Annotated in this window: 23 protein-coding genes and 1 pseudogene; 13 read left to right on the top strand and 11 right to left on the bottom strand. The window is 69.1% G+C overall.

From position 1 onward, the window contains the following. Window positions 1-23 precede the first annotated feature (23 nt). Window positions 24-668, bottom strand: a complete 645-nt coding sequence (locus ABZV91_RS00930; RefSeq protein WP_355233579.1) for a dihydrofolate reductase family protein — start codon at window positions 666-668, stop codon at window positions 24-26. Between the two features lie 57 nt (window positions 669-725). Here ABZV91_RS00930 and ABZV91_RS00925 point away from each other — a divergent pair, with 57 nt between their 5' ends. From ABZV91_RS00925 to ABZV91_RS00915, 3 genes and pseudogenes are all read left to right on the top strand, one after another. After that, entirely contained in the window at window positions 726-1,052 is a 327-nt protein-coding gene (locus tag ABZV91_RS00925) for a hypothetical protein (RefSeq protein ID WP_355233577.1), read from the top strand. A 78-nt stretch (window positions 1,053-1,130) separates the two neighbouring features. After that, window positions 1,131-1,957, top strand: a pseudogene (locus tag ABZV91_RS00920) (hypothetical protein). A 26-nt stretch (window positions 1,958-1,983) separates the two neighbouring features. Continuing rightward, window positions 1,984-2,460: an OsmC family protein gene (locus ABZV91_RS00915; RefSeq protein WP_355233575.1), complete on the top strand. Its 477-nt coding sequence runs from the start codon at window positions 1,984-1,986 to the stop codon at window positions 2,458-2,460. On the opposite strand, the gene ABZV91_RS00910 is transcribed toward ABZV91_RS00915, so the two are convergent. Continuing rightward, window positions 2,434-2,859 carry an SRPBCC domain-containing protein gene (locus tag ABZV91_RS00910; RefSeq protein WP_355233573.1) on the bottom strand — a complete coding sequence of 142 codons (426 nt, stop codon included), beginning with the start codon at window positions 2,857-2,859 and terminating at the stop codon, window positions 2,434-2,436. The genes ABZV91_RS00915 and ABZV91_RS00910 overlap by 27 nt on opposite strands. A 5-nt stretch (window positions 2,860-2,864) precedes the next feature. Continuing rightward, complete coding sequence (locus ABZV91_RS00905; protein ID WP_355233571.1) at window positions 2,865-3,467, bottom strand: CGNR zinc finger domain-containing protein; 603 nt, start codon at window positions 3,465-3,467, stop codon at window positions 2,865-2,867. Between the two features lie 21 nt (window positions 3,468-3,488). Between ABZV91_RS00905 and ABZV91_RS00900 the strand changes: the two genes are divergently transcribed. Next, window positions 3,489-3,941 carry a VOC family protein gene (locus ABZV91_RS00900; protein ID WP_355233569.1) on the top strand — a complete coding sequence of 151 codons (453 nt, stop codon included), beginning with the start codon at window positions 3,489-3,491 and terminating at the stop codon, window positions 3,939-3,941. A gap of 13 nt (window positions 3,942-3,954) precedes the next feature. On the opposite strand, the gene ABZV91_RS00895 is transcribed toward ABZV91_RS00900, so the two are convergent. After that, window positions 3,955-4,494: a hypothetical protein gene (locus ABZV91_RS00895; RefSeq protein WP_039824534.1), complete on the bottom strand. Its 540-nt coding sequence runs from the start codon at window positions 4,492-4,494 to the stop codon at window positions 3,955-3,957. 38 nt (window positions 4,495-4,532) lie between these two features. After that, a complete protein-coding gene (locus ABZV91_RS00890; protein ID WP_355233567.1) occupies window positions 4,533-5,180 on the bottom strand; it encodes a DUF308 domain-containing protein in 648 nt (215 codons plus the stop codon). Between the two features lie 280 nt (window positions 5,181-5,460). On the opposite strand from ABZV91_RS00890, the gene ABZV91_RS00885 reads away from it, so the two are divergent. After that, window positions 5,461-6,678, top strand: a complete 1,218-nt coding sequence (locus ABZV91_RS00885; RefSeq protein ID WP_355233565.1) for a TerC/Alx family metal homeostasis membrane protein — start codon at window positions 5,461-5,463, stop codon at window positions 6,676-6,678. A gap of 62 nt (window positions 6,679-6,740) precedes the next feature. Here ABZV91_RS00885 and ABZV91_RS00880 read toward each other — a convergent pair whose 3' ends face one another. Together ABZV91_RS00880 and ABZV91_RS00875 are read right to left on the bottom strand one after the other, a co-directional pair. Continuing rightward, window positions 6,741-7,370, bottom strand: a complete 630-nt coding sequence (locus tag ABZV91_RS00880) for a 1,4-alpha-glucan branching protein (RefSeq protein WP_355233563.1) — start codon at window positions 7,368-7,370, stop codon at window positions 6,741-6,743. 18 nt (window positions 7,371-7,388) lie between these two features. Continuing rightward, window positions 7,389-8,531 carry a hypothetical protein gene (locus ABZV91_RS00875; RefSeq protein WP_355233561.1) on the bottom strand — a complete coding sequence of 381 codons (1,143 nt, stop codon included), beginning with the start codon at window positions 8,529-8,531 and terminating at the stop codon, window positions 7,389-7,391. Between the two features lie 228 nt (window positions 8,532-8,759). Between ABZV91_RS00875 and ABZV91_RS00870 the strand changes: the two genes are divergently transcribed. The 3 genes from ABZV91_RS00870 to ABZV91_RS00860 all read left to right on the top strand — a co-directional run bounded on the left by ABZV91_RS00870 (window position 8,760) and on the right by ABZV91_RS00860 (window position 11,941). Further along, entirely contained in the window at window positions 8,760-9,962 is a 1,203-nt protein-coding gene (locus ABZV91_RS00870) for a site-specific integrase (RefSeq protein WP_355233559.1), read from the top strand. A 69-nt stretch (window positions 9,963-10,031) separates the two neighbouring features. Further along, a complete protein-coding gene (locus ABZV91_RS00865) occupies window positions 10,032-11,087 on the top strand; it encodes a low specificity L-threonine aldolase (protein WP_355233557.1) in 1,056 nt (351 codons plus the stop codon). Window positions 11,088-11,440: 353 nt separating this feature from the next. Continuing rightward, entirely contained in the window at window positions 11,441-11,941 is a 501-nt protein-coding gene (locus tag ABZV91_RS00860) for a hypothetical protein (protein ID WP_051164593.1), read from the top strand. A 586-nt stretch (window positions 11,942-12,527) separates the two neighbouring features. On the opposite strand, the gene ABZV91_RS00855 is transcribed toward ABZV91_RS00860, so the two are convergent. Continuing rightward, window positions 12,528-13,073 (bottom strand): helix-turn-helix domain-containing protein, encoded by a 546-nt coding sequence (locus ABZV91_RS00855; RefSeq protein WP_355233615.1) that lies wholly within the window; start codon window positions 13,071-13,073, stop codon window positions 12,528-12,530. 111 nt (window positions 13,074-13,184) lie between these two features. Between ABZV91_RS00855 and ABZV91_RS00850 the strand changes: the two genes are divergently transcribed. After that, complete coding sequence (locus ABZV91_RS00850; RefSeq protein ID WP_355233555.1) at window positions 13,185-14,450, top strand: alpha/beta fold hydrolase; 1,266 nt, start codon at window positions 13,185-13,187, stop codon at window positions 14,448-14,450. Between the two features lie 25 nt (window positions 14,451-14,475). On the opposite strand, the gene ABZV91_RS00845 is transcribed toward ABZV91_RS00850, so the two are convergent. Next, window positions 14,476-15,246 carry a glucose 1-dehydrogenase gene (locus ABZV91_RS00845; RefSeq protein ID WP_355233553.1) on the bottom strand — a complete coding sequence of 257 codons (771 nt, stop codon included), beginning with the start codon at window positions 15,244-15,246 and terminating at the stop codon, window positions 14,476-14,478. Window positions 15,247-15,609: 363 nt separating this feature from the next. Between ABZV91_RS00845 and ABZV91_RS00840 the strand changes: the two genes are divergently transcribed. Then, complete coding sequence (locus ABZV91_RS00840) at window positions 15,610-16,401, top strand: SDR family NAD(P)-dependent oxidoreductase (protein WP_355233551.1); 792 nt, start codon at window positions 15,610-15,612, stop codon at window positions 16,399-16,401. Window positions 16,402-16,428: 27 nt separating this feature from the next. On the opposite strand, the gene ABZV91_RS00835 is transcribed toward ABZV91_RS00840, so the two are convergent. Then, entirely contained in the window at window positions 16,429-19,062 is a 2,634-nt protein-coding gene (locus tag ABZV91_RS00835) for an ATPase (RefSeq protein ID WP_355233549.1), read from the bottom strand. A 66-nt stretch (window positions 19,063-19,128) separates the two neighbouring features. Here ABZV91_RS00835 and ABZV91_RS00830 point away from each other — a divergent pair, with 66 nt between their 5' ends. Further along, window positions 19,129-19,485 carry a VOC family protein gene (locus ABZV91_RS00830; protein ID WP_355233547.1) on the top strand — a complete coding sequence of 119 codons (357 nt, stop codon included), beginning with the start codon at window positions 19,129-19,131 and terminating at the stop codon, window positions 19,483-19,485. Window positions 19,486-19,549: 64 nt separating this feature from the next. Then, on the top strand, window positions 19,550-20,008 hold the full coding sequence (locus ABZV91_RS00825; protein WP_355233545.1) for a DUF1801 domain-containing protein: 459 nt from the start codon (window positions 19,550-19,552) through the stop codon (window positions 20,006-20,008). Window positions 20,009-20,400: 392 nt separating this feature from the next. Here ABZV91_RS00825 and ABZV91_RS00820 read toward each other — a convergent pair whose 3' ends face one another. Further along, window positions 20,401-20,778 (bottom strand): helix-turn-helix domain-containing protein, encoded by a 378-nt coding sequence (locus tag ABZV91_RS00820; protein WP_355233543.1) that lies wholly within the window; start codon window positions 20,776-20,778, stop codon window positions 20,401-20,403. A gap of 90 nt (window positions 20,779-20,868) precedes the next feature. On the opposite strand from ABZV91_RS00820, the gene ABZV91_RS00815 reads away from it, so the two are divergent. Continuing rightward, window positions 20,869-21,687 (top strand): NAD(P)H-binding protein, encoded by an 819-nt coding sequence (locus ABZV91_RS00815; protein WP_355233541.1) that lies wholly within the window; start codon window positions 20,869-20,871, stop codon window positions 21,685-21,687. Window positions 21,688-21,783 lie beyond the last annotated feature (96 nt).

Raw genomic sequence — 21,783 nt, 5'->3', positions numbered from 1 at the left:
CGGGCGATCCGTCGTTTCGCGGCTCAGCGCCGCCAGAAGAAATGGTGGACGACCCCGCTGGGGCTGGGTATCTGTTCCAGGTGAAACCGCTCGGTGAGTTCTTCGGGCCGCTCCCAGAGCCGTTCCCCCGCGCCGAGTTCGTTCGGAGCCACCGCGATGTGCAGGGTGTCGATGAGGTCGGCGGCGAGGAATTCGCGCACCGTGGCCACCCCGCCGCCGATGCGCACATCGCGGCCGTCGGCGGCGGCGAGTGCTTCTTTCAGGACTTCTTCGCAGGTCGCGTCACGGAAGTGGAAGGTGGTGTCGGCCAGGGTGAACGAGGGGCGTGGGTGGTGGGTGAGGACGAAGACGGGAGTGTGGAACGGGGGTTCGTCGCCCCACCAGCCCTGCCAGTCGTAGTTTTCCCAGGGGCCGCGTTGTGGCCCGAACTTGTTGCGGCCCATGATCTCGGCGCCGATATCGCGGGTCATATCGCGGGTGAGGTAGTCGTCGAGGCCACGGGTGCCGCCGGGATCGGTGCGGTTGACCCAGCTGGCGGTGGCGCCGGCCCAGGACATCATGAGGCCCGGGTCGGCGTGGCCGAACGGGCGGTCCAGGCTCTGGCCGAGGCCGGATCCGTAGCCGTCGGCGGAGACGGTGAAGCACTGCACACGGACGAGTTGGGTCATTGCCACTCCTGACTGGTTGCAATCTGCAATCGGATTGAACTTACCCAGACTGATCTCATGTCGCAACCAGTTTCGCCGGAAGTGCTGCCCGTGCCGCCCGTCGAATACCACCTCACCGAGGCCGCGATCGGACTGGTCTCGGTGCTCACCGAACTGGGAGCCATGGGGCGCGCGCCGGCGACCCGCCACTCCGGAACCGGCTGTGCGGGCGTGGCTGCTCGCCGACGGGGGCCGGACCTCCGGGAGCGGTTCATGGACGAACGCCGCGATATCCACCTGCGCCGGCGACCCGCGCCGGAGGATGGCGTGCTCGCCGAGTCGACTGCGGCGTATCTGCGGATCGCGGCGGGCTCAGGGGCGCAGGACCGCGCGGGAGGCCGCTGAGACCGAGGCCGGGAGCACGATTCCACTGTTCGCACGATCGCCCACCCCGGTAGCGGTGAGGCGCAGTAGCGTGACGGCATGAGCACCGAACTCCCCGGCTTCGCGCGGCAGGCCTGGCACCTGCTCGAACCCCTGCACGCCGTCACCTACTTCTCGCCCGAACCACTGCAGGCGCTGAAAAACGCGGGCTATCGCGGGTTCTGGATGGGGTACTTCGCCGGCCGTGCCGCCCCCCTCGGTGCGGCCGGACCCGATATGGTGCACGCGCTGTTCTACAACTTCACCCGCGAGCGAGTGCGCGCCGCCCTGCCCGCCGCGCGGGAATTCGCCGCCCCGGAAGCGGCGCTGACCGCCCGGGAGCAGGGCGCGACTGCGGCGCGGCGCCGGCGGAAGGACGGGCACTGTTCGCCGCCAATCGGGCACTACCCGAACCGCGGGATCCCGTGGCGCGGTTGTGGCACGCGGCGACACTGCTGCGGGAACATCGCGGTGACGGGCATATCGCCGCACTGGTGGCCGCCGGCATCGGCGGACGAGAATCACATGTGCTGCAGACGCTGGTGAACCGGGTCCCCCGCGAGGTCTACACGGTGTCCAGGGATTTCGACGACACGGAATGGGCGCACCGGCTGGACACGCTGCGCGCCGGCGGGCTGGCCGGTGACGACGGTCCCACCGAACGAGGCAGTGCGGTGAAAGCCGAGATCGAGGCGCGCACCGACGCGGCGGCCGCGTCGGCGTACACGGTACTGACCGCCGGTGAGCGCGCGGAACTGCTCAGGGCACTGCGCCCACTCACTCGCGCGGTCCTCGCGTCCGGGGAGATACCGGCGGTCACCCCGATCGGATCGGACCTGCGGGACGAATCGAACGACCGAGCCGCGAGCCGGTCGTTCGACAAGTGACCCCGGGACACGCGACGATCACCGGCATGGCAGGAAAGACGCACCAATACGAATGCCGCACCGAGTGGACCGGGGCGGGCGAACGAGGGACGGTCGACTACCGGTCCTACGACCGCGCCCACGTTTCCCGGGCGCCGGGACGCCCGGAACTGCTCGGTTCCGCGGACCCGGCCTTCCGCGGCGACGCGAGCCGCTGGAATCCGGAGCTGCTGTTGCTCGCCTCGCTGAGCCAATGCCATCTGCTGTGGTACCTGCACCTCTGCGCGACCGGCGGGGTCACGGTACTGGATTACCGCGACGACGCAGTGGGGACCATGGCCGAGGACAGTGACGGCGGTGGCCGTTTCACCGGAGTGGAGTTGCGTCCGGTGGTCACCGTGGCGGCCGCGGAGATGGCCGAGCGGGCGCGGGAACTACACCGTGACGCCCATGCGAAATGCTTCATCGCGGCGTCGGTGAACTTCCCGGTCACCCATTCACCGCGGATCGAGGTCGCCGACTGAACCGGCGCGGTCGGCGTCCAGTGCCGCGGTCGTCTCGTCCATGACCCGCTGCCAGTGCGCCCGCTGTTGTGCCCGCTGGGCGGCGTCGGACATCCGTTCCTGATGGAAACGTAGGCGGGTGCGGTGCCCGGCCACCGGTGTGACCGTGACCTGCACGGTGGTCGGGCCGTAGGTGAGGCGGATGCGCTCACCCGCACGGTAGCTGCGTATTTCGCCGGTGACCCCGGTGTCCGTGCGATATCGCGCACCGGGCGCGAAGGTGGGGTCGGCGCCGGGACCGAGCCAGCAGGCCAGGCCCGCCGCGCCGGTGAGGTGGGCCCAGACGATATCCGGCGGCTGGGGCAGCGTCCGGGAGACGCCGATCTGCCAGCCCGCGTCCGCGGTGAGTCCGGTGGGCATGATGGTCATCCTTCTTTCTCCGGGGTGCGGGCACGGTGCGCGCGCACTTTGTTGCGGTTGCCGCAGTGCTCCATCGAGCACCATCGGCGGCGGCCGGGCCGCGATGTGTCGACGTAGATGAGCTGGCAGTCGGTGGCCGAGCAGGTCCGGACCCGGTCGGCGTACGGCCCGGTGAGCAGGTCGATCGCGTCGCGGGCGACGGTCGACAGCAGCGCGGTGCCGGTGCCCGGGATCCAGGCGCGGGCACCGGTGGTGGTGATCCGGGGGATCAGCGGTGCCGCGGCGGCGTATTCGTTCGGTACGGCGAGGTCGCGGGCGGTGAACGGTTCCCCGTGGGAACGGGCCCGGGCGATCTCGAAGAGGGTGTCGCGCAGGTGGCGGGCAGCGGTGACCTCGTCCGCGGTGACCGTGAGCTCGGGGGTGGGGGTGAGCCGGGACCGCCCGGCCCAGGCGACCAGGTCGGCGGGCGTGTGCAGGATTTCGTAGACGCGATACGGGCCGGGTCCGCCGGTGGGCAGTAGCTCCAGGCACAGCGCGCCGGGGTCGAAGTGGTAGTCGACGCCGGAACGGGAACGCAGCGTCAGGCCGGGGCTTGCACCTGAGATCATGTAACCACTATAACTGGTTACATGATCTCAGGTTGGAAACTTGTCATCGACAGCGCGAACGCCCCCGCTCTCGCCGACTTCTGGGCCGCCGCCCTGGAATACGAAACGGAAGACCAGACCGCGCTGATCGACCGGCTGCTCGCCGCCGGCCACCTCGACCCCGGCGCCGTCACCGAACGCAGCGGCCGCAAACTCTTCCGCGGCCTCGCCGCGGTGCGTCACCCGGACGACCCGTTCGACCCCGTCACCGGTGTCGGTCGAGGCCGGCGGCTGCTGTTCCAGGACGTCCCCGAAACCAAAACCGTGAAGAACCGGCTACACATCGATATCCACAGCACCCCGGGCGGACTCGACGAGCTGGTATCCCGTCTCGAACAGCTCGGCGCGACCCGCGTCCGGGAAGTGGACCAGGGGCCCGCCGGCCACTGGTGGGTCATGCTGGATCCCGAAGGCAACGAATTCTGCGTCTCCTGACGCCGCCGGCCGCCTACCAGACCAGAGTGAAATCCGGAATACGCACCCGGCCGAAGAATCGTTTGGCGATATCACTGCCGTCGAAGTTGTACCCGTTCATGATGTCGGCCAGTTCGGTCGCCAGCTCCTGCAATTGCGGGCTCACGCATTCGATACCGTCCTCGATCACCCACCCCCACTCCCGGGGCACATTGTCGATGGTGATGTCGATGCACCCGTGGTGCGGCAGGTCCACGGTGATCACGATCTGCACCGGCGCGTCACCGAGCGGATCCCGGACCGCCGGTTCACCGAAGCGGGTCTGGGGGGCGAACATGATGCGTCCCAGGGCGATATCGGCGCGGATCATTTCGGCCACCGCCGGCAGATCGGCGTGCTTCCCGACCCGATGATGACGATTCCCGTAGGTGCGGTCACCGGTCGCCGAATAGCCGGAGCGGTCCAGCATCCGGTCCAGCATGCGCTGTGCGGTCGCGCGCTCGTCCGCGCCGGTATTGGGGTGCTCGATGAGGGCCCGCAGGCGCATGATCCGATGGCTCGAAATGATCGCCATACCAGGAAGGGTATCGAAATCGGGGGCCTTCCGGCGTCTCAGTCGCGGGTGCGTCCCCCGGAACCTCCGGCGCTCGCGATCACCGTCGTCAGGTGCTCGTCGGGGGTCGGCGAGTCCGTGGCCGCACGGCGCACCGCGGCCGGTGAACGCACCGCCGTCCACACCTCCAGCACCCCGAACACGGTGATACAGCAGCCCGCGACCAACGCCAGCGTCGCGATATCGTCGAACGGCGCGATCGCGACCACCAGCCCCGCGGTGAGCGTCGCCAGACCGAACACTTCCTGTTTCCCGCTGCCGGTGATGGCGTCGTCGTCCCACACCCCCGCCACCGCGTGCGCGATCCCCCGCACCGCCCATGCCAGCCCCAACCACATGGCCAGCAGCAGCGTCCAATCCCCCGCCCGGAAACACAGCATCGCGGTCACCAGCGACGCCACCGCCGCGACCAGCAGCAGCAGCCGCGGGAACCGCCCCAACCGGCTGCCGAACGCCACCGCCGCGAGCGTCACCGCACTGCACAGCAGCGAGAACATGAACAGATTGCCGACCGTGCTCAAGGATTTGTCCGGCCAGATCACCGTGGCCACCCCGATCACCACCGAACAGACCCCCATCGCCAGCACCGTCTGGCGGACACCGCGACCGAACACCGGAGCGGCGTCCGCTTCCTCGTAGGTCGGCATAGCAAAATGATATGGGTACGGACCGCGGATCGCCGCGCGGTTGCCGGGAGTGTCCGTTCAGCCCCCTGACACCGCCGTGACCAGCGCACCGTCCGCACCCCGCGGACAATCCCGCCCTGGGAGCCGTGTGGGCGATGACAGTGCCAGGCCTGGTGTGCCGCCGCGACCACGCCCGCCCCGCACCCGCAATAACCCCGACGCCACCTGCGGAGGCCCGGTAGTCCGTGGATCCGGGGCTACAGTCGCCCCAGCACCACCACGCGACCGTCAGGAGGCCGAGGTGACCGTTCCCGCGCTGGCATGGGCGTGCGCACTCGCACTGATCGCGGGCCTGCTGCTGTTCGATTTCTACTTCCATGTCCGTACCGCGCACACGCCGTCGCTGACCGAGGCCGCGATCTGGTCGGCGGCCTACGTGGGTGTCGCCGTCCTGTTCGGTTTCGGGGTGTGGGTTTTCGGTGGCACGACCATGGGTGTCGAGTACTTCGCCGGATACATCACCGAAAAAGCGCTGTCGATGGACAACCTGTTCGTCTTCCTCATCATCTTGACCACCTTCCGGGTGCCCGGCGCGGCCCAGCAAAAGGTGCTGCTGGTCGGGATTGTTTTCTCGCTGGTGGTCCGCACCGGATTCATTTTCGTCGGCGCCACCCTCATCAATCGTTTCGCCTGGGTGTTCTACGTGTTCGGCGCCGCCCTGCTGATCACCGCCGGGAACATACTGAAACCGGAGAGCGAGGACAGCCACTCCGGGGACACCGTCGTGCTCCGCCTGGCCCGCCGGTTCCTGCACACCACCGACCGCTACGACGGCGACAAACTGGTCACCGTCGTCGGCGGCCGCCGACAACTCACCCCGATGCTGCTGGCCATGGTCGCCATCGGCGGCACCGACGTGCTGTTCGCGCTGGACTCGATCCCCGCCATCTTCGGCCTCACCCAGAACGTCTTCCTCGTCTTCACCGCCACCGCCTTCTCCCTGCTCGGGCTGCGCCAACTGTTCTTCCTGCTCGAAGGCCTGCTGGACCGACTGATCTACCTCGGTTTCGGACTGGCCGCCATCCTCGCCTTCATCGGCGTCAAACTCGTTCTGCACGCGCTGCACCAGAACACTGTGCCGTTCATCAACCACGGGGAACCGGTGCCGGTCACCGAGATCTCCACCGCGGCCTCGCTCGGAGTGATCATCGTCGTGCTGCTGGTGACCGTGGCGGCCTCACTGCTCAGCCCCGCCGGACGCGCCCAGACCGCGGTCGCCAACGCCCGCCGGCACGCCTCCCGCTACCTCGACCTGGGCTACGAAGCCGATCAAACGCTGCGCGAACGCACCTACGCGAAGATGACGGCCGAAGAGAATACGATCGCCGCGCTGCCACGCAAATACACGCGGCGTATCCGGGAGGGCGAATCCGAACTCATCACGTTGCTCGAACGCGCCCATATCGTCCACGCCGATCGAGTGGCGCGCACCGAAGCCGGACTGCCACTGCGCATGTGAGGAGGCGGGGACGGGCGACCGAAGCGGGACGGGCACGGCCATACTTTTTCCCGGCCGGACGGTCAGCGCAGTTCCGACAGAACCACACTGCGCACGGTGCTGCCGTCGGGTGCGGTCCACGGCGCGACCACCTGCCCCGAACGCAGAACCGGCTCCGAGCGCCCCAGCACGCGGTGCACCCGCAGCTGCCCGGCGGCGACGGTGATATCGGTACCCACGGGATTCTCCGCGGCCGACACCAGCGCGGAGCCGCGGACGGGCAGGCCGGCCGCGGCGACCAGCACACTCGGATCAGGGGTATCGCTGTCGGTGCCGTGCTGAGCCCGCGCACCGCCGGCCAGCAACGCCACCATCCGGTCGACGGCCACCGGGTCCCGGGTGCCGTCGTAGATCCAGCGGGTCCCGAGCACTCCGTGCTCCGCGGTGCCGAGTAGGGCCTCCGCGTCGGTGCCGAACTCCGCATCGCGATAACTCAGGGGCACGAAATAGGTGATCGGTTCGGCGCCGCCGGTATCGGTCACCACCAGGAACTCGATACCCACCGCCCCGGCCGGGTCATCGAGCCGGAACCCGCCCACCCGCCGCAGCTCGTCGGCTCTGCCGGGACCGGAGTACCAGGGGCGGCTCGGGAGCCAGCGGCCGAGCAATTCCAATTTCGACGGTGCCATGGTCGTGCGGTGGATGAGAGCCATACCCGAGATTGTGCTACGTCAGACGGCGTCGCCGGCGGATACCGGTGCCGAATCGGGCCGGGTTCCGCGTTCGGCGAGCAGATCGTCGAGCTGACGTTCGGCGCGTTCGGCACGAGCAAGGGTCTGGGTGCGGGCGTGCTCCAGGGCTTCCATCCGTTGCGCGGCCTCCGCGCGTGCTTTCTCCAGCCGGTCGTCCGCGTCGGCGCGCGCGGCCGCGAGGTCCGCTGCCGCGCTCCGGCGCACTTCGGTGAGTTCGGCGCGCAGGGTGTCGGTGTCGGTGCGCAGGCGTTGCAGTTCGGTCCGCATCTCCTGGGCGGTCTGGGCGCGTTCGGCGGCGGATTGTTCCGCGCGTTCCAGGGCGCGTTCGATATCGGCGGCGCGCTGGACGGCCAGGTCGCGTTCGGCCGCCGCGGCCGATTCGCGCTGGGCGCATTCCCGGCGCATCCGCTCGATCTCGGTGTCGGCGGCGCGCTGAGCGCGCGATATCTCCTGGTCGCAGTGTTCGCGCAGGTGTTGCGTCTGCAGTTCGAATTCCGCGCGAGCGGCACGGATCTCGTCCTCGGCGGCACTGCGCGCCGCGAAGATATCGTCGGCGGCGCGGGCGGTGGCTTTTTCGACCTCGCGCAGGGCTTCGTCGCGGTCCCGTACGGCCGTGGCGGTGCGGGTATCCGAATCGGCGATACGGGCCTCGGCGTCTTCGGCGGCCCGGGCCGCGTCCTCGGCGGCGTCCTCGGCGCGGATGCGAGCGTCGTAGGCGTCGCGGCGCGACTGTTCGGCCGCGGCGGCGGCCATTTCGGCTTCGGCGATGCGGCGCGCCGCATCGGCTTGCACCGCTTGGACCTGCGCCTCGGCCGCGGCCGGGTCGGCGAGGGTGTTCATTTCGGAGACTGCGGCGGCCAGGGTCGCACCGAGTTGGTCGGCGAGGGTGCGGAATTGGATGAGCAGTTCATCGGCACGTAGTCGCGCGGTGGTCACCGGACCCTTGTGCGTCACGGTGACGTTTTCCGTGGGTGCCTCCGCCTCCTGTTGAAGGCGTTGACGTTCGCGCCACGCGCGCCAGCGGGTGTGGTCGGGAAGGTCGCAGTATTCCGAGGGCCGACCGGGGCCGGTGGGCTTGGCGAGGGGGCGGGTGCAGCCGGGGTAGTTGCAGACTGTGGGCACCCGGGAATCGTAGCGTTGTTCCGTTTGGCAACTACGTATTTACACGAAACGAAACAGGGTGGGTTGTTCTACGAGGGTCGAATGGCTCGAAATCTCTAACCGCCGATAAGTGAACATTATCGGCGGTTAGGACGGTAGACTGCGGCGAGACCATCCGGCGTGCACAACGTTTCGTTACGTTAGCGCCAACCAAACGTTTTACGTGACGCAATTACCGAGGGGTTCACAGTGTCCGAATCCGATACCGATCTCGCGCTACCCGACACCGTCCGCACCGAACTCCGGCGCGGCGTCACCAGCGTCCTCGTCGACACCGCCGCGCTACAGCAGGTCCGCGAACGCTTCGATACCGAACAGGCCACTGCGCTCGGCCGCTACCTCACCGCCTCCCAATCCCCCAACACACTGCGCGCCTACCGCACCGACTGGATCGCCTGGGCCGCCTGGTGCGCCACCGAGAATCGATGCGCGCTGCCCGCCGACCCGCTCGATATCGCCGTCTACCTCGCCGCCGCCGCGGACGCCCGCACACCCGAGGGCCGCCACGCCTACGGTCCGGCCACCCTGGAACGGAAATCCGCCGCCATCGCCGCCGTACACGCCGCCAACGGACTGGCCGCACCCACCCGCAGCGATGTCGTCCGCCTCACCCTGCGCGGTATCCGCCGCACCCGCCGCAGCCGGCCCAACCGGAAACGGCCGATCCTGCTGCACACCCTCGGCGAACTCCTCGACGGCCTCCCCGCACCCGGCTGGCCCGGCGAACCGGCCCGCCGCCGGGACACCCTGCTGCTACTCCTCGGCTTCGCCGGCGCACTGCGCCGCAGCGAACTCGCCGGGCTGCGGATCACCGATATCCACTTCGGCACCGACCACGGCACCGGAGAACCGCTGCTGCTGATCCAGCTGCCCACCACCAAAACCGACCCCACCGGCATCACCGAACAACACGTCGCGCTTCCCCGCGGCCGGCAGGCACACACGTGTCCCGTCTGCGCGTGCGCCGACTGGATGCGCATGCTTGCCGTGCACACCGACAACCCGGCGAGCCTGCGCCCATGGGTCGAGCGACAACCCGCCACCGACCCGCGTATCCACCGCTGCCACGGCTACCACCCCGACCCGCGGCTACGACCGGACCAACCCCTGTTCCCCGCGATCAACCGGCACGGCGGACTCGGTACCACAGCCCTGTCCGGGCGCGCGGTCGCCGAGATCGTCAAACGCTATGCGGCACGCGCGGGACTGGATCCCGCACTGTTCTCCGGTCATTCCCTGCGCGCCGGGTTCGCCACCCAGGCCGCGCTCGGTGGCGCCGCCGATCGCGAGATCATGCGGCAGGGCCGATGGAGCAACCCGCGCACCGTGCACCGCTACATCCGTACCGCTGATCCACTCGCCGACAACGCGGTCACCAAACTCGGTCTCTGACAACGGCCCACGGGCACAACGCAACAGCCGCCGGCGCCTCCCCCGACCTCAGCCGAAGGACACCCGACCATGACCGACACCGCCGCACCCCAACGGATATTCACCAGCGACAACACCGTCGGAGCCTCGCCCGAGGTCGTCGAGGCCCTCACCGCCGCGGCCGCCGGACAGTATCCGCCCTACGGCGCCGACGACTACACGACCAGTGCCCGCGCCCGCTTCGCCGAGATCTTCGAACGCGAGGTGGACGTGCTGCCCGTCTCCACCGGGTCCGCGGCCAACGCCCTGAGCCTGGCCGCTCTCACCCCGCCGTGGGGCAGCGTGCTGTGCCATCGCGACAGCCATATCAACACCGACGAGTGCGGCGCCCCGGAGTTCTTCACCGGCGGAGCGAAACTCGTCGGGATGGCCGGCAGGGACGCCAAGATCGACGTCGAGCAGCTGGGCGCCGCCGCCCGCCGCAGAGCCGGTGACGTGCACAGCGTGCAGCCGTCGGTGGTCAGCATTACGCAGGCCACCGAGACCGGGGCCGTGTACACCCTCGAAGAGATCCGGCACCTGGGCCTGCTCGCCCGCGACGCCGGTCTACGCGTCCACATGGACGGGGCCCGCTTCGCCAACGCCGTCGCCGCCCTGGGCTGCACGCCGGCCGAACTGACCTGGCGCGCGGGGGTCGACGTCCTGTCGTTCGGGGCCACCAAGAACGGCGCCATGACCGCCGACGCCATTGTCGTCTTCGACCGCACCCACACACCCGAACTGTCCTTCCGGGCCAAGCGCGCCGGCCAGCTCACCGCCAAGATGCGCTTCCAGTCCGCTCAGCTCGACGCCTACCTCACCGACGGGCTGTGGCTGCGCAACGCCGCGCACGCCAACACGATGGCCGCCCGTCTGGGCGCCGGGCTCGCGGCGGTGCCCGGTGTCGATCTGCTGCACGCCGTCGAGGCCAACATCCTCTTCTGCCGCCTCCCTCAGCAGCTCATCGACCGGCTCTCGGCGGCGGGATTCGCCTTCTACCACGGCCGCTGGGCGCCGGGCGTCTGCCGCTTCGTCACCTCTTTCACCACCACCGAACGCGATGTCGACGCGCTCCTGGCGGCGGTGCACCGCCTCACCGCCCGATGACCCGAGCTCCCGCGGGGGCGCCGTCGGCCGGCCCGATGAACGCGGAGGGTGTCGTTCCGCGGCGAGTGCGCCTACCCGGCGAGGGCTGCCCAGCGCCCCCTCCGGGGCCCGCACAACGGATCCGGTGCCGATGACGGTGAGGTCTCGGTATGGCATCCGCCGATGTCGCGGGTGAGCATATCGGTCGGCGTCACGCGGGGGTCGCGTCCGATAACCGCGATATACCGCCCTAGCTGGGCTTTTACCACGAAATTTTGTCCGAAGGTGATCTCGGGTCCCGCGCCCGACTGTGCGAGGATATGAGCGCTCCACGAGTCAGTCCGTTTCAAACCCCCCTTTGGAAGGATGCTCAGATGGCGCAAGACACCAGCACTGCCACCCGTTCCAGCAACGGAAGCAGTCAGCAGGAAATCCAGAGCCTGGACATGCTGCGCATGGGCCTGGACGAGATCCGGCAGGAATGCCAGAACGCGCGGCAGTACGCGCAGCAGGCACAGAACATCGCGCGGCAGGTGCAGCAGCAGGCCCGTCAGGTCCAGCACCAGTCGCAGATCGCGCAGAACCAGGCCAACCAGGCCAACAACCAGGCGCAGCAGGCCCGCCAGCAGGCGATGCAGGCGCAGAACCAGGCGCAGCAGGCGCTGAGCGAGGCCGATCGGGCCCAGGCTCAGGCCCAGCAGGCCCAGAGCGAGGCCAACCAGGCCGCTCAGCGCTGTCAGTCGGCCCAGGACCAGTCGGACCAGGCCGCCCAGCTCGCCCAGCAGGCCGAGGACCAGTCCAGCCGCTCCCAGGATCGCGCCATGCAGTGGGAGCTGCAGTTCCACCAGGTCCGCCAGCAGATGCGTCAGTTCTAACGAAACCGGGCATCCGGCCGGGCGAACGCCCGGTAACCGGAGCCTGTCGGGACGGGGTCCGGTGAACAGACCAGTTCACCGGACCCCGTACTCGTCTGCGGGGTCCGGAAACTCGGCTGTCGGAGAGAGTGTTTCGCGCCGGCTACCGCACGACGACAGGCGGATTCCGGAATGGGTAATCGAAAGAACTCACAGTTTCTATTTTGATAATCGTGGCGTGTCGCGGCGCGGGTTGTGAAACACATGGTGTCGGTGCTGGTCGCGACGGGCCGTGTACTCCACGCCGGTTCGGGTTTCTGCTGCCTCGATGATGAGGGTCGGCGGTTGATCGCGGCGTGGCGCCGGGGTTACCACCGGCTCGGGTTCTCGGTTCAGGTGGTGACGGTTCGCCGGCCGGGAATGTTTCCGGCAGATCCGATCGATGTGCCGGCGAGCTGGTGGCTCATCTCGTCGAGCAGTCGGAGAGCGAGGATCTGTCGTCCCCGAGTGAGTACCGGGTGCGGCGTGCGGCGGTCCGCGCATCGGACCGAGATCGCGGGTCGTCGGCGCGAGGGAGGCCGAGGGTGCCGGGCGTGTTCGGTGTGTGTCATGGCTCGCCTCCGGCACGGACGGGCTCGGAGGCCAGCGGGAACAGGATCGGGCTGAGCAGGTATGGCTCGCGGTCCGCGGTCGCCGAGTGGGCCACCCGGGGTGCGATCACGGCGCGGAGGTCGGCGATAAACGCGGCGAGTTCTTCGCGGTCGAGCCAGATCGAGTGCTGGCGGTAGCCGACCAGGTCACCGGCCGGGTCGGCGTTGTCGCTGTCGAGGTAGGTCTGGAATTCGGCGAGCAGGGTCGCCATCGCCACGGCGAAGATACGTCGATGGTCCTCGGCGGACGCGGACGTGGCGGTGTCGGCGTCGATCACCGCGCGTTCGCGGCGCAGCCGGTAGCTGCGTTCCATCGCGCCGCGGACACGTCGTTCGCCGGCGAGGTCGAGAATGTCGTATTCGGCGAGCAGGTCGACATGGCGGTACACGGTGGCCTTCGAAACGTCGGGCATACCTGCGCACAGCTGCGACGTGGTCATGACACGGCCTCCGGACAGGGCGTGCACGATCCGCAGCCGCACCGGGTGCGCGAGCAACTCCATGGGGTTCACATGCCAATGTTCTCAATTCTGCTACCGTTTGCAAAGTTGAGAATGTTGGAGTGTCGGCCCCTCCCTGGTGCGGCCGGCGCGATCGAGGGAGGATCGGTTCGGATGACGGCGACGACCGCAGAACAGACAGGCATCGAGGTGGTCGAACTGTTGCGGGCCGATGACTTCGCGGGGGTGCACGAGAGGTTCGCGGCGCATCTACAGGCATTGGTGGCGGCCGAGAGCCCGCACAACGCGTGGGATTCGGTACAGCAGCGGCACGGGCGAGTCACCCGGGTCGGCGACGCGGTCGGTGAAGCGGGGCCGTCGGGCACGACGGCGGTGCGAATCCCCGTCCACCTCGAACGCGGGGAGCTGACGATCGAGCTGGTCGTCGATGATGCGGGTCGATTGGCGGGGCTGCAGCTGACACCGCCCGCCGAACCCTGGCAGGCGCCCGCCTACGCCGACGAGACGGAATTCGAAGAACACGATGTGACACTCGGCCCCGACCCGGTCACCGTGCACGGAACCCTCAGCACGCCGAAGCGATCGACCGGATGCCCAGCCGTAGTCCTGCTGGCCGGTGGCGGGCCGTTCGACCGCGACGAAACCGCCGGCTCGAACAAGCCACTGAAGGACATCGCCTGGGGTTTGGCCGGCCGTGGCATCGCGGTGCTGCGATTCGACAAGGTCACCCACACCCACCGCGACGTGGCTGCCCGCATGGACGGATTCACCATGACCGACGAATACGTGCCGCACACGGTGGCGGCCGTGAGTGCTCTGCGCGCGCATCCAGCGGTGGATCCTGAGCGGGTGTTCGTACTCGGGCACAGCATGGGCGGCAAGGTCGCACCCCGTGTCGCCGCGGCCGAACCCGCGGTCGCAGGGCTGATCCTGATGGCCGGCGACGCCGAGCCGATGCATCGGGCGGCGGTCCGGGTCACCCGGTACCTGGCCTCATCGAACCCCGGCAACGCGGCCGCCGCACGCCGGGCGATCGAAACCCTCACCCGGCAGGCCGAATCGGTCGACGCCCCCGAGTTGTCACCCGCGACACCGGCCGGCGATCTGCCGCTCGGACTATCCGCTGCGTATTGGTTGGATTTGCGGGACTACGACCCCGTCGCGACAGCCTCAGCGGTCGGCAAACCGATGCTGATCCTGCAGGGCGGTCGTGACTACCAGGTCACCGTGGACGATGACCTCGCCCGCTGGCGGGCCGGGCTGGACGGCCGTCACGGGGTGACCATCCGCGTCTACGACGCCGACAACCACTTGTTCTTCCCCGGCACCGGCCCCTCCACACCGGCCGAATACCTCCCGCCCCAGCATGTCGACCCACAGGTCGTCACCGATATCGCCACCTGGCTCACCACCACATGATCGACCAGCAGCGGCGCCGGAGACTCTAGACCATGACCGCGGGGACCGCGGTGATCAGACCGCCGTCCACCAGCAGATCCTGGCCGTTGATATAGGACGCTTCGTCCGACGCCAGAAAGGCAACCGCGGCGGCGATATCGGCCGGGGAACCCAACCGGGCGGCGGCCACCGACGAGATCGCGGCAGCCTTCGCCTCCGCCGACACCTCGGCCCGATACGAAGGAGTATCGATATAGCCCGGGCTGATCGAGTTGACCCGGATACGGCGCGGCGCGAGCTCGGCGGCCAACGTCTGCGCCAGATTCCGGACAGCCGCCTTGGTCGCCGAGTACAACGCCGCCGCCGGCACCCCGCGGTGCACCGCCCACGACGAATTCACCACGATCGCACCATGATCGGGAACCAGCGGCAGAGCCTTCCGGACGGTGAAGAAAACGCCCTTGAAGTTCGTGGCGACCACCTGATCGAAGTAATCCTCGGTGATCTCGGGCACCGGACGGAACGCGGCGGTCCCGGCATTCGCGAACACGACGTCGAGCCGGCCGAAGCGGGAACGCGCCGTCTCCACGAGCGCGTCGAGGTCGGCCGGTTCCGCGACATCACCCCGCACCGTGACCAGACGATCACCCGCGTCCAATTCCGCCGCTGCGGCGTCGAGGGCCGCCCGGGCGCGGCCGGTGATGATCACCCGCGCGCCCTCGTCGAGCAGGCGGCGCGCGGTGGCCAGACCCATACCGCTGCTGCCGCCGGTGACGAGCGCGGTCCTACCGTCGAAACGAGAGCGAGCACTGGACATCGAGAAACCTTTCCCACGGAGCGAATGGTTCGATGAACATCGAACCGGACGAGAACATTCCGGCTCCGCTCACGCCCCCGCCACCCGAGCCACCGCCGGCTCCGCACCGTCACGAGCCCACCGCTCCGACACCCGCCCCACGAAGCCGCGCTCTCCGGGAAACCGTGCAGCGGCAGCACCTCCGCGACCACACCTCGAAATCCAGCCCTCGGGCGTGCACCGTCCGCAGCTCCGCCGTGCTCATCGCCGCATGCTGGCCAAATCCCACCCCGGCTGCTAGACACCTGTATGGATGATTGTCCGTGGAACGGCGCCGGTGCCGGTCACGCGACCCGGCACCCGAGACCGACGAAGGAAACACTCATGAGCACAGACCACAGCGTCGCGGTCGTCATCGGCGGAGCCTCCGGAATCGGCTGGGCCACCGCACAACTCATGACCGGACGCGGCGACACCGTCGTCATCGCCGACCTCGACGGCGACGCCGCGACCACCCGAGCCGCCGAACTCGGCGGCGCGACCAGCGCACAGCAGGTACAGGTCACCGACGAAACCAGTATGCGCACCCTCTTCGACACCGTCACCACACAACACGGACCCATCGACACCGTCGTCGACTGCGCCGGGATCTCCCGCCCCGGCACCCTCGCCGACCTGTCCCTCGCCGACTGGAAAGCCACCGTCGACGTCTGCCTCACCGGCGCATTCCTCACCGTCCGCGAAGCCGCCCGCACCCTCCGCGACAACGGATCGATAGTCCTCGTCGCCTCCCTCAACGGCCGCCGGCCGGGAATCGGAATGGGCGCCTACTGCTCCGCCAAAGCCGGCGTGCTCATGCTCACCGAAGTCGCCGCCATGGAACTCGGGTCGCGCGGGATCCGCGTCAACGCCGTCAACCCCGGATTCGTGCACACACCGCTCACCCACGGCGCCACCCTCGTCCCGGGACTCGTCGAGGAATACATCGACAACACCCCGCTCGGACGAGCCGGCACACCCGCCGATATCGCGCAGACGATCGGATTCCTCACCTCCGCCGCGGCCGGCTGGATGACCGGCGCCGCCATCGACCTCGACGGCGGCGCCCACACCCAGCGCTACCCGGACATCATGGCGCGAATCGCGGATATGGCGAGCGGCACCAGCACACCGTGACCGGCTCAACCCGGCCTACCACCGGCATCAACGACCCCCGGGCACCGTGCAACCGAGCTCCACCCACTGGGCCGCACCCGCCGCGGCGGAACTCCCACCCGCCAGAAACAGCGTGCGGGCCCGCTGATACCCACACCCCGCCGCCTCGAAAACGGCCGCCACCGCCGGCAACAACTCGGTGCCGCCCTCCGCCACAGCAGCGGCACGATCGACGATCGCGCCGGCCACCGGATCACCGGCCACCACCGTCCGGGCCGTCACCAGATGCCCCCGCGCCGACGGATCACCGGCCAGCACCGCGGCCTCGGCACGTAACGCGAAATACCAGTGCCGCCACACCCAGACGACCCGCTGATCCATCTCGTCCGGCTCGGCCGCCAACCGCGCCAGCGCCGCACCGGCCCGCCCCTCGTGCAACAACACCACCGCATCGAACACCGCGCGGTACGCGGCCTGCTGTTCACGCGTCACCCCGAGATCGGTCGCCACCGCCAGCCACTCGGCCCGGGCCGGACCGTCACCGCGCAAACCATGGACCATCGCCACCGCGGCCGCCGCCGGAGCGAGCGCCGGAGCATGCCCACGCCCGGACAGCGTCCACGCGTCGAAGAAACGGCCCGCCGCCGCGAGTACACCTTCCACCCGCCCCGCCAGCGCATCCGCGACCAGCAACCGCGACGTCGCGAAATCACCCCGCTCCGCCAGCAACGGCAACCCCCGCAAGTGCTCACCCCACCGACGGGCCCCCACGAGATCGCCGACACCGAGACACGAATCGGCCGCCTCCGCCAGCGCACTCACCCACTCCAGCGCACTCCCCGGCGACACCGGCACCCCCGCCAGCGACTCCACCCGCTGCCGGGTCGTCGCGGCCGCGGCGAACGTACCACCGGCCCACAACTGCGCCGCCGCGAGTGCGTCCAGCGCCGCGCTCTCCACCAGCCGATCCCCGGTCCGCGCCGCCAGCTCCACCGCACGCTCGGCCCGGCGCAGCGTCGCGGCCACACTCGACCCCGGCTCCGCACCTCCCGCGGCACCGGTATCGGCCGGCACCCCACACTCCGCCAGCGCCACCGCCGCTTCCGCGGCGGCGTCCCCACCGGCCAGCTCCCGTGCCTGCGACAGCGACAGCGCGGCCGCGGCCGTCGGCGGGGACTCGGCGAACGTCTCCGACATCCGATAGACGGTGATCGCGGCCGTCGCCAGATCCGTCGCCGCCGCGGCCGCGTCACCGGCCTCCCGCGCGACCTCCGCGGCCGCCCGATACAGACGGAACATATCCGCACCGTCCATCCGGCAACCGGCTGCCGCCGCGGACGCCCGCAACGCCGAACCCGCCGCCGCCGGATCAGCGGCGAGAGCGGCGGCCTGCTCCCAGCGGCGCTGGGACTCACCCACCAGATTCCGAGCGAAAGCCAGCTCCGCCAGCGATAACGCCAGCTCGTACGCGGACTGCCGGTGCGCGGAATGCTTTTCCGCCCAGCCCAGCGCCGCGCGCATATCATCGGCCACCGCATCGAAACCGGCTCGCCACGCCCCCGTGGTATCCGCCCGTGCCAGCACCGCACCCATCTCCGTGCACCACTGCAGATGGCGGGCGAGAACCTCGGTGAGTTCACCGGCCTCGTCGAGCCGCTCGGTCTCGTACTGCCGAATCGTCGTCAACACCCGATACCGGGTACCGGTCGCGGACAGGACAGCGCTCAGCAGACTCTGCTCGGTCAGCCGTGCCAGGCCGTCCGCGACCGCCGCCGGCGCCAACGGCTCGTACCCGGCCACCCGGACGGCATCGGCCACGGTGAACGGCGCGACGAACACCGCCACCCGCCGCAGCAGGCACCGATCCGGCTCCGCCAGCAACGCCTGACTCCAATCCAGCATTGCCCGCATCGACCGATGCCGGTCGTCGGCGCGACGCCCACCGACCAGCAGACGCAGCGGATCGGCCAGGCTCGCGGTGAGCCCGTCCAGACCGAGCGCGGGCAGACGCGCGGCCGCCAGCTCGATCGCCAGCGCCGAACCATCCAGCCGCCGGCAGATCTCGGTGACCCGGTCCAACTGTTCCGGACCCACCGGCCAACCCAGCGCGGACGCCCGATCCAGGAAGAGCGTCACCGCGTCCGACCCGCCCGCCGCCGGGACGGCCGGCTCACCGACCGACAACGGGGGAACCACGTACACCTGCTCGAACGGCACCATCAGCCGCGCCCGGCTGGTGACGAGCACCGTCACGTGCGGGCACCGGACCAGCAGCCGTTCGACGAACGGCGCCACACCCTCCCGCACATGCTCACAATTGTCGAGCACGAGCAGCATCTCCCGATCGGCGAGTGCGGTGAGCACCGAATCGTCCAAGCTCCGGCCCTGCTGCTCACCCAGACCCAGCGCCCGCGCCACGGCCGCACCTGTCATCTCCGCGTCGGTGACCGGGACGAGATCCACGAACCACACGCCGTCGGCGAACTCCCCGGCCACCTCCGCGGCGACGGCCAGCGCCAACCGGGTCTTGCCCACGCCGCCCGGCCCGAGCGCCGTCACCTCACGGTTCGCCACAACGGCCGCGTGCAGGGCGATGCGTTCCGCCGCACGGCCGATGAACGACGTCAACGGCGAAGGCAGCACCGAGGTGGTGGTCTCCGTGGTGCGTTCCGTGGTCGGCACGGATGTGCCGGCACACGTTCGACCACCCGGCCGCCGTCCACCGACACCGACCCACGAGGAGTGACCATGAGCGCCGAAGCGACTTTCGGGATCAAGACCGTCCTGCATCCCGTCTCCGATCTCGAGAAGGCCGAAGCGGTGTACACCGCGCTGCTCGGCATCCCGCCGCAGACCAAGGGCACCTACTACATCGGTTACGACACCGGCGGCCAGCACATCGGCCTCGTACCCGGTGGCGGACCCCAGGGGATGACTGCTCCGGTGGCCTACTGGCATGTGCCGGATATCGAGACCCAGCTCGCCGCCGTCACCGCCGCGGGTGCCACCGTGCGTGAACCCATCCGCGATGTCGGCGCGGGCCGGCTCGTCGCCACCGTCACCGATATCGACGGCAATGTGCTGGGCCTGATCCAGGACCGCTGACCCGGCCCACCCGTAGTCACCGACTCGACCCGTCTCACCCCCCATACTCACGGAGGAACATCACATGACCACGCCGAAGAAGACCACCCGCACCGCGACCGTCGCGTTCTCCGCCGAGGAGCAGGCCGCGATGAAGGAACACGCGCAGGAACTGAAGACCGCCGCCCGCCGCGGCTCCCGCGCCACCAAGGCAGACGCCGAGCGCGACGTGCTCGCCAAGATCGCGGAGATGGCGGAGGACGACCGCGCCCTGGCCGAGCGGATCCACGCCCTGGTCAAGACCAGCGCACCGGCGCTGTCCCCGAAGCTCTGGTACGGCATGCCGGCCTACGCCAAAGACGGCAAGGTCGTCTGCTTCTTCCAGAGTGCGGCCAAGTTCAAGGCCCGCTACGCCACTCTCGGGTTCAACGATTCGGCCAACCTGGACGACGGGACCCTGTGGCCGACCGCTTTCGCGCTGGCGAAGCTGACTCCGGCCGACGAGAACCGGATCGGGGAACTCCTCGCCCAATCGGTGAGCTGAGCGGGCCGGGGCCTCGCGTTGTCGATCCATGCGAGGCCCCGGAACAACGGGCGGGCCCAGCCGGGGGAACGATGGTGTGACCGCGAGGCGCTCCCCCTCGTCTGTGTCTTCTTTGAGTGTGCGGGTTCTTGTGACATGAGCGATTGATGATAGAGCATCATAGTTAGATGCGCATATCTACATATCAATCTATTCAACTGAGCGCTGCACTTCAGGGCTGCCGCTACCCAAGGCTGCACTCCGCATCCGAACAGCCGACTCGTTCCGGGCCGATCACCTTCGACGCGCACGAGCGCAGGCCTCTGCCCTACCCCACCGTGCAGTCAGGCCCGGTGGGTTCCCCCTCCCCGACTCCGGCGAGGGCTGCGCCGTTCGTCGAATCGAGTACAGCGCTAGGCGCTCTTCTGCCGGGCGTCGTACTCGCGGCGCGCCGCCTCGACCTTGTCCAGGTTGACCGACCACTCGGCCAGGGTGGCGAACAGGGGCGCCAAACTCCGCCCCAGGTCGCTGATCTCGTACTCGACCCGCGGCGGGACACCCGGGTAGTAGGTGCGCACGACGAGGCCGTCCCGCTCGAGTTGACGCAACCGCTGGGTCATCACCTTGGGTGTGATGGTGGTGATCCGCCGCTCGAGTTCGACGAACCGCTGCCGGCCGAATTCGTTCAGCGCCCAAAGAATCGGCGTAGTCCACCGGCTGAAGACGATATCCACGACCGGGGCTATCGGACAGGCGAGTTCGGGATCCATCTCAGCTGTGGCCTCTATCACAATTCCCTCACTTTCCCCTAGGTACCTACTAGCAACAGGAAAGTACCGTCTGCTCATCCGAAAGACCAGTCGAGAACGGGAGTTGACGCAATGATCGTGGTGACAGGAGCGACAGGGAATGTGGGCCGGCCTCTGGTAGAGGCGTTGGCGGCGGCCGGGGAACAGGTCACCGCAGTCTCACGGAAGAAAGCGGAAGTACCGGCCGGAGTCCATTTCCGGCAGGCGGATCTGATCATCCCGGAGAGCATCGAGGACACGCTGCGTGGCGCGGATTCGCTGTTCCTGCTCACCGCCGCGGATTTCCTCGCGGCCGGCGATATCGACGCCGTCGTCGAGGTGGTACGCCGGGCCGGCGTGCGACGGGTGGTGCTGCTGTCCTCACAGGGTGTCGGCACCGAACGCCACTCCCCCCATCTGGAGCACGCGATCCGGCAGTCGGGCCTGGAGTGGACCGTGCTACAGCCGGGGAACTTCGACTCCAACGCGCTGCAATGGGCCCACGGCGTCCGGACCCGACGCGAGGTGACCGCGCCCTTCGGCGATATCGGCCTCCCGGCCGTCGATCCCGCCGATATCGCCGCGGTCGCCGCGCTCGCCCTGAGCGAACCCGGGCATGAGGGAAACACCTACACACTCACCGGGCCCGTCGCGATCACACCTCGTCAACAGGCCGCGACGATCGCGCATGTATTGGGCGAACCAGTCCGATTCACCGAACTGAGCCGGGATCGGGCGCGCGAAGAGATGTCGCAGTACATGCCCGCGCCGGTGGTCGAAGCGACACTCGGAGTGCTCGGCACGCCCACGGAAGCCGAACAGCGGGTCTCCCCCGATATCGAGCGACTGCTGGGCCGGCCCCCGCACACCTTCGCCGACTGGGCCGAGCGCAATATCGCGGCGTTCAGGTAGCGATCGTACGGCGCCGGTGTGACGGCCTCACGGGAGACGAGTGCACGGTGGCGGAGTCGCCGCGGCCGTGCACTATCTCGGCTCTGGTACGTCACC

This window comes from Nocardia sp. NPDC004568 (assembly GCF_040609955.1).
In the GTDB taxonomy this organism is placed as follows: Bacteria; Actinomycetota; Actinomycetes; order Mycobacteriales; family Mycobacteriaceae; genus Nocardia.
Note: the sequence above shows the minus strand (reverse complement) of the source record. Positions and strands in the feature narration are given on the sequence as shown.

Bases quoted from the DNA above. Each gene is read 5' to 3' on its own strand.
- ABZV91_RS00930 (WP_355233579.1), bottom strand. From the start codon at position 668: ATGACCCAACTCGTCCGTGTGCAGTGCTTCACCGTCTCCGCCGACGGC.
- ABZV91_RS00925 (WP_355233577.1), top strand. From the start codon at position 726: ATGTCGCAACCAGTTTCGCCGGAAGTGCTGCCCGTGCCGCCCGTCGAA.
- ABZV91_RS00915 (WP_355233575.1), top strand. From the start codon at position 1,984: ATGGCAGGAAAGACGCACCAATACGAATGCCGCACCGAGTGGACCGGG.
- ABZV91_RS00910 (WP_355233573.1), bottom strand. From the start codon at position 2,859: ATGCCCACCGGACTCACCGCGGACGCGGGCTGGCAGATCGGCGTCTCC.
- ABZV91_RS00905 (WP_355233571.1), bottom strand. From the start codon at position 3,467: ATGATCTCAGGTGCAAGCCCCGGCCTGACGCTGCGTTCCCGTTCCGGC.
- ABZV91_RS00900 (WP_355233569.1), top strand. From the start codon at position 3,489: ATGATCTCAGGTTGGAAACTTGTCATCGACAGCGCGAACGCCCCCGCT.
- ABZV91_RS00895 (WP_039824534.1), bottom strand. From the start codon at position 4,494: ATGGCGATCATTTCGAGCCATCGGATCATGCGCCTGCGGGCCCTCATC.
- ABZV91_RS00890 (WP_355233567.1), bottom strand. From the start codon at position 5,180: ATGCCGACCTACGAGGAAGCGGACGCCGCTCCGGTGTTCGGTCGCGGT.
- ABZV91_RS00880 (WP_355233563.1), bottom strand. From the start codon at position 7,370: ATGGCTCTCATCCACCGCACGACCATGGCACCGTCGAAATTGGAATTG.
- ABZV91_RS00865 (WP_355233557.1), top strand. From the start codon at position 10,032: ATGACCGACACCGCCGCACCCCAACGGATATTCACCAGCGACAACACC.
- ABZV91_RS00860 (WP_051164593.1), top strand. From the start codon at position 11,441: ATGGCGCAAGACACCAGCACTGCCACCCGTTCCAGCAACGGAAGCAGT.
- ABZV91_RS00855 (WP_355233615.1), bottom strand. From the start codon at position 13,073: ATGGAGTTGCTCGCGCACCCGGTGCGGCTGCGGATCGTGCACGCCCTG.
- ABZV91_RS00850 (WP_355233555.1), top strand. From the start codon at position 13,185: ATGACGGCGACGACCGCAGAACAGACAGGCATCGAGGTGGTCGAACTG.
- ABZV91_RS00845 (WP_355233553.1), bottom strand. From the start codon at position 15,246: ATGTCCAGTGCTCGCTCTCGTTTCGACGGTAGGACCGCGCTCGTCACC.
- ABZV91_RS00840 (WP_355233551.1), top strand. From the start codon at position 15,610: ATGAGCACAGACCACAGCGTCGCGGTCGTCATCGGCGGAGCCTCCGGA.
- ABZV91_RS00830 (WP_355233547.1), top strand. From the start codon at position 19,129: ATGAGCGCCGAAGCGACTTTCGGGATCAAGACCGTCCTGCATCCCGTC.
- ABZV91_RS00825 (WP_355233545.1), top strand. From the start codon at position 19,550: ATGACCACGCCGAAGAAGACCACCCGCACCGCGACCGTCGCGTTCTCC.
- ABZV91_RS00815 (WP_355233541.1), top strand. From the start codon at position 20,869: ATGATCGTGGTGACAGGAGCGACAGGGAATGTGGGCCGGCCTCTGGTA.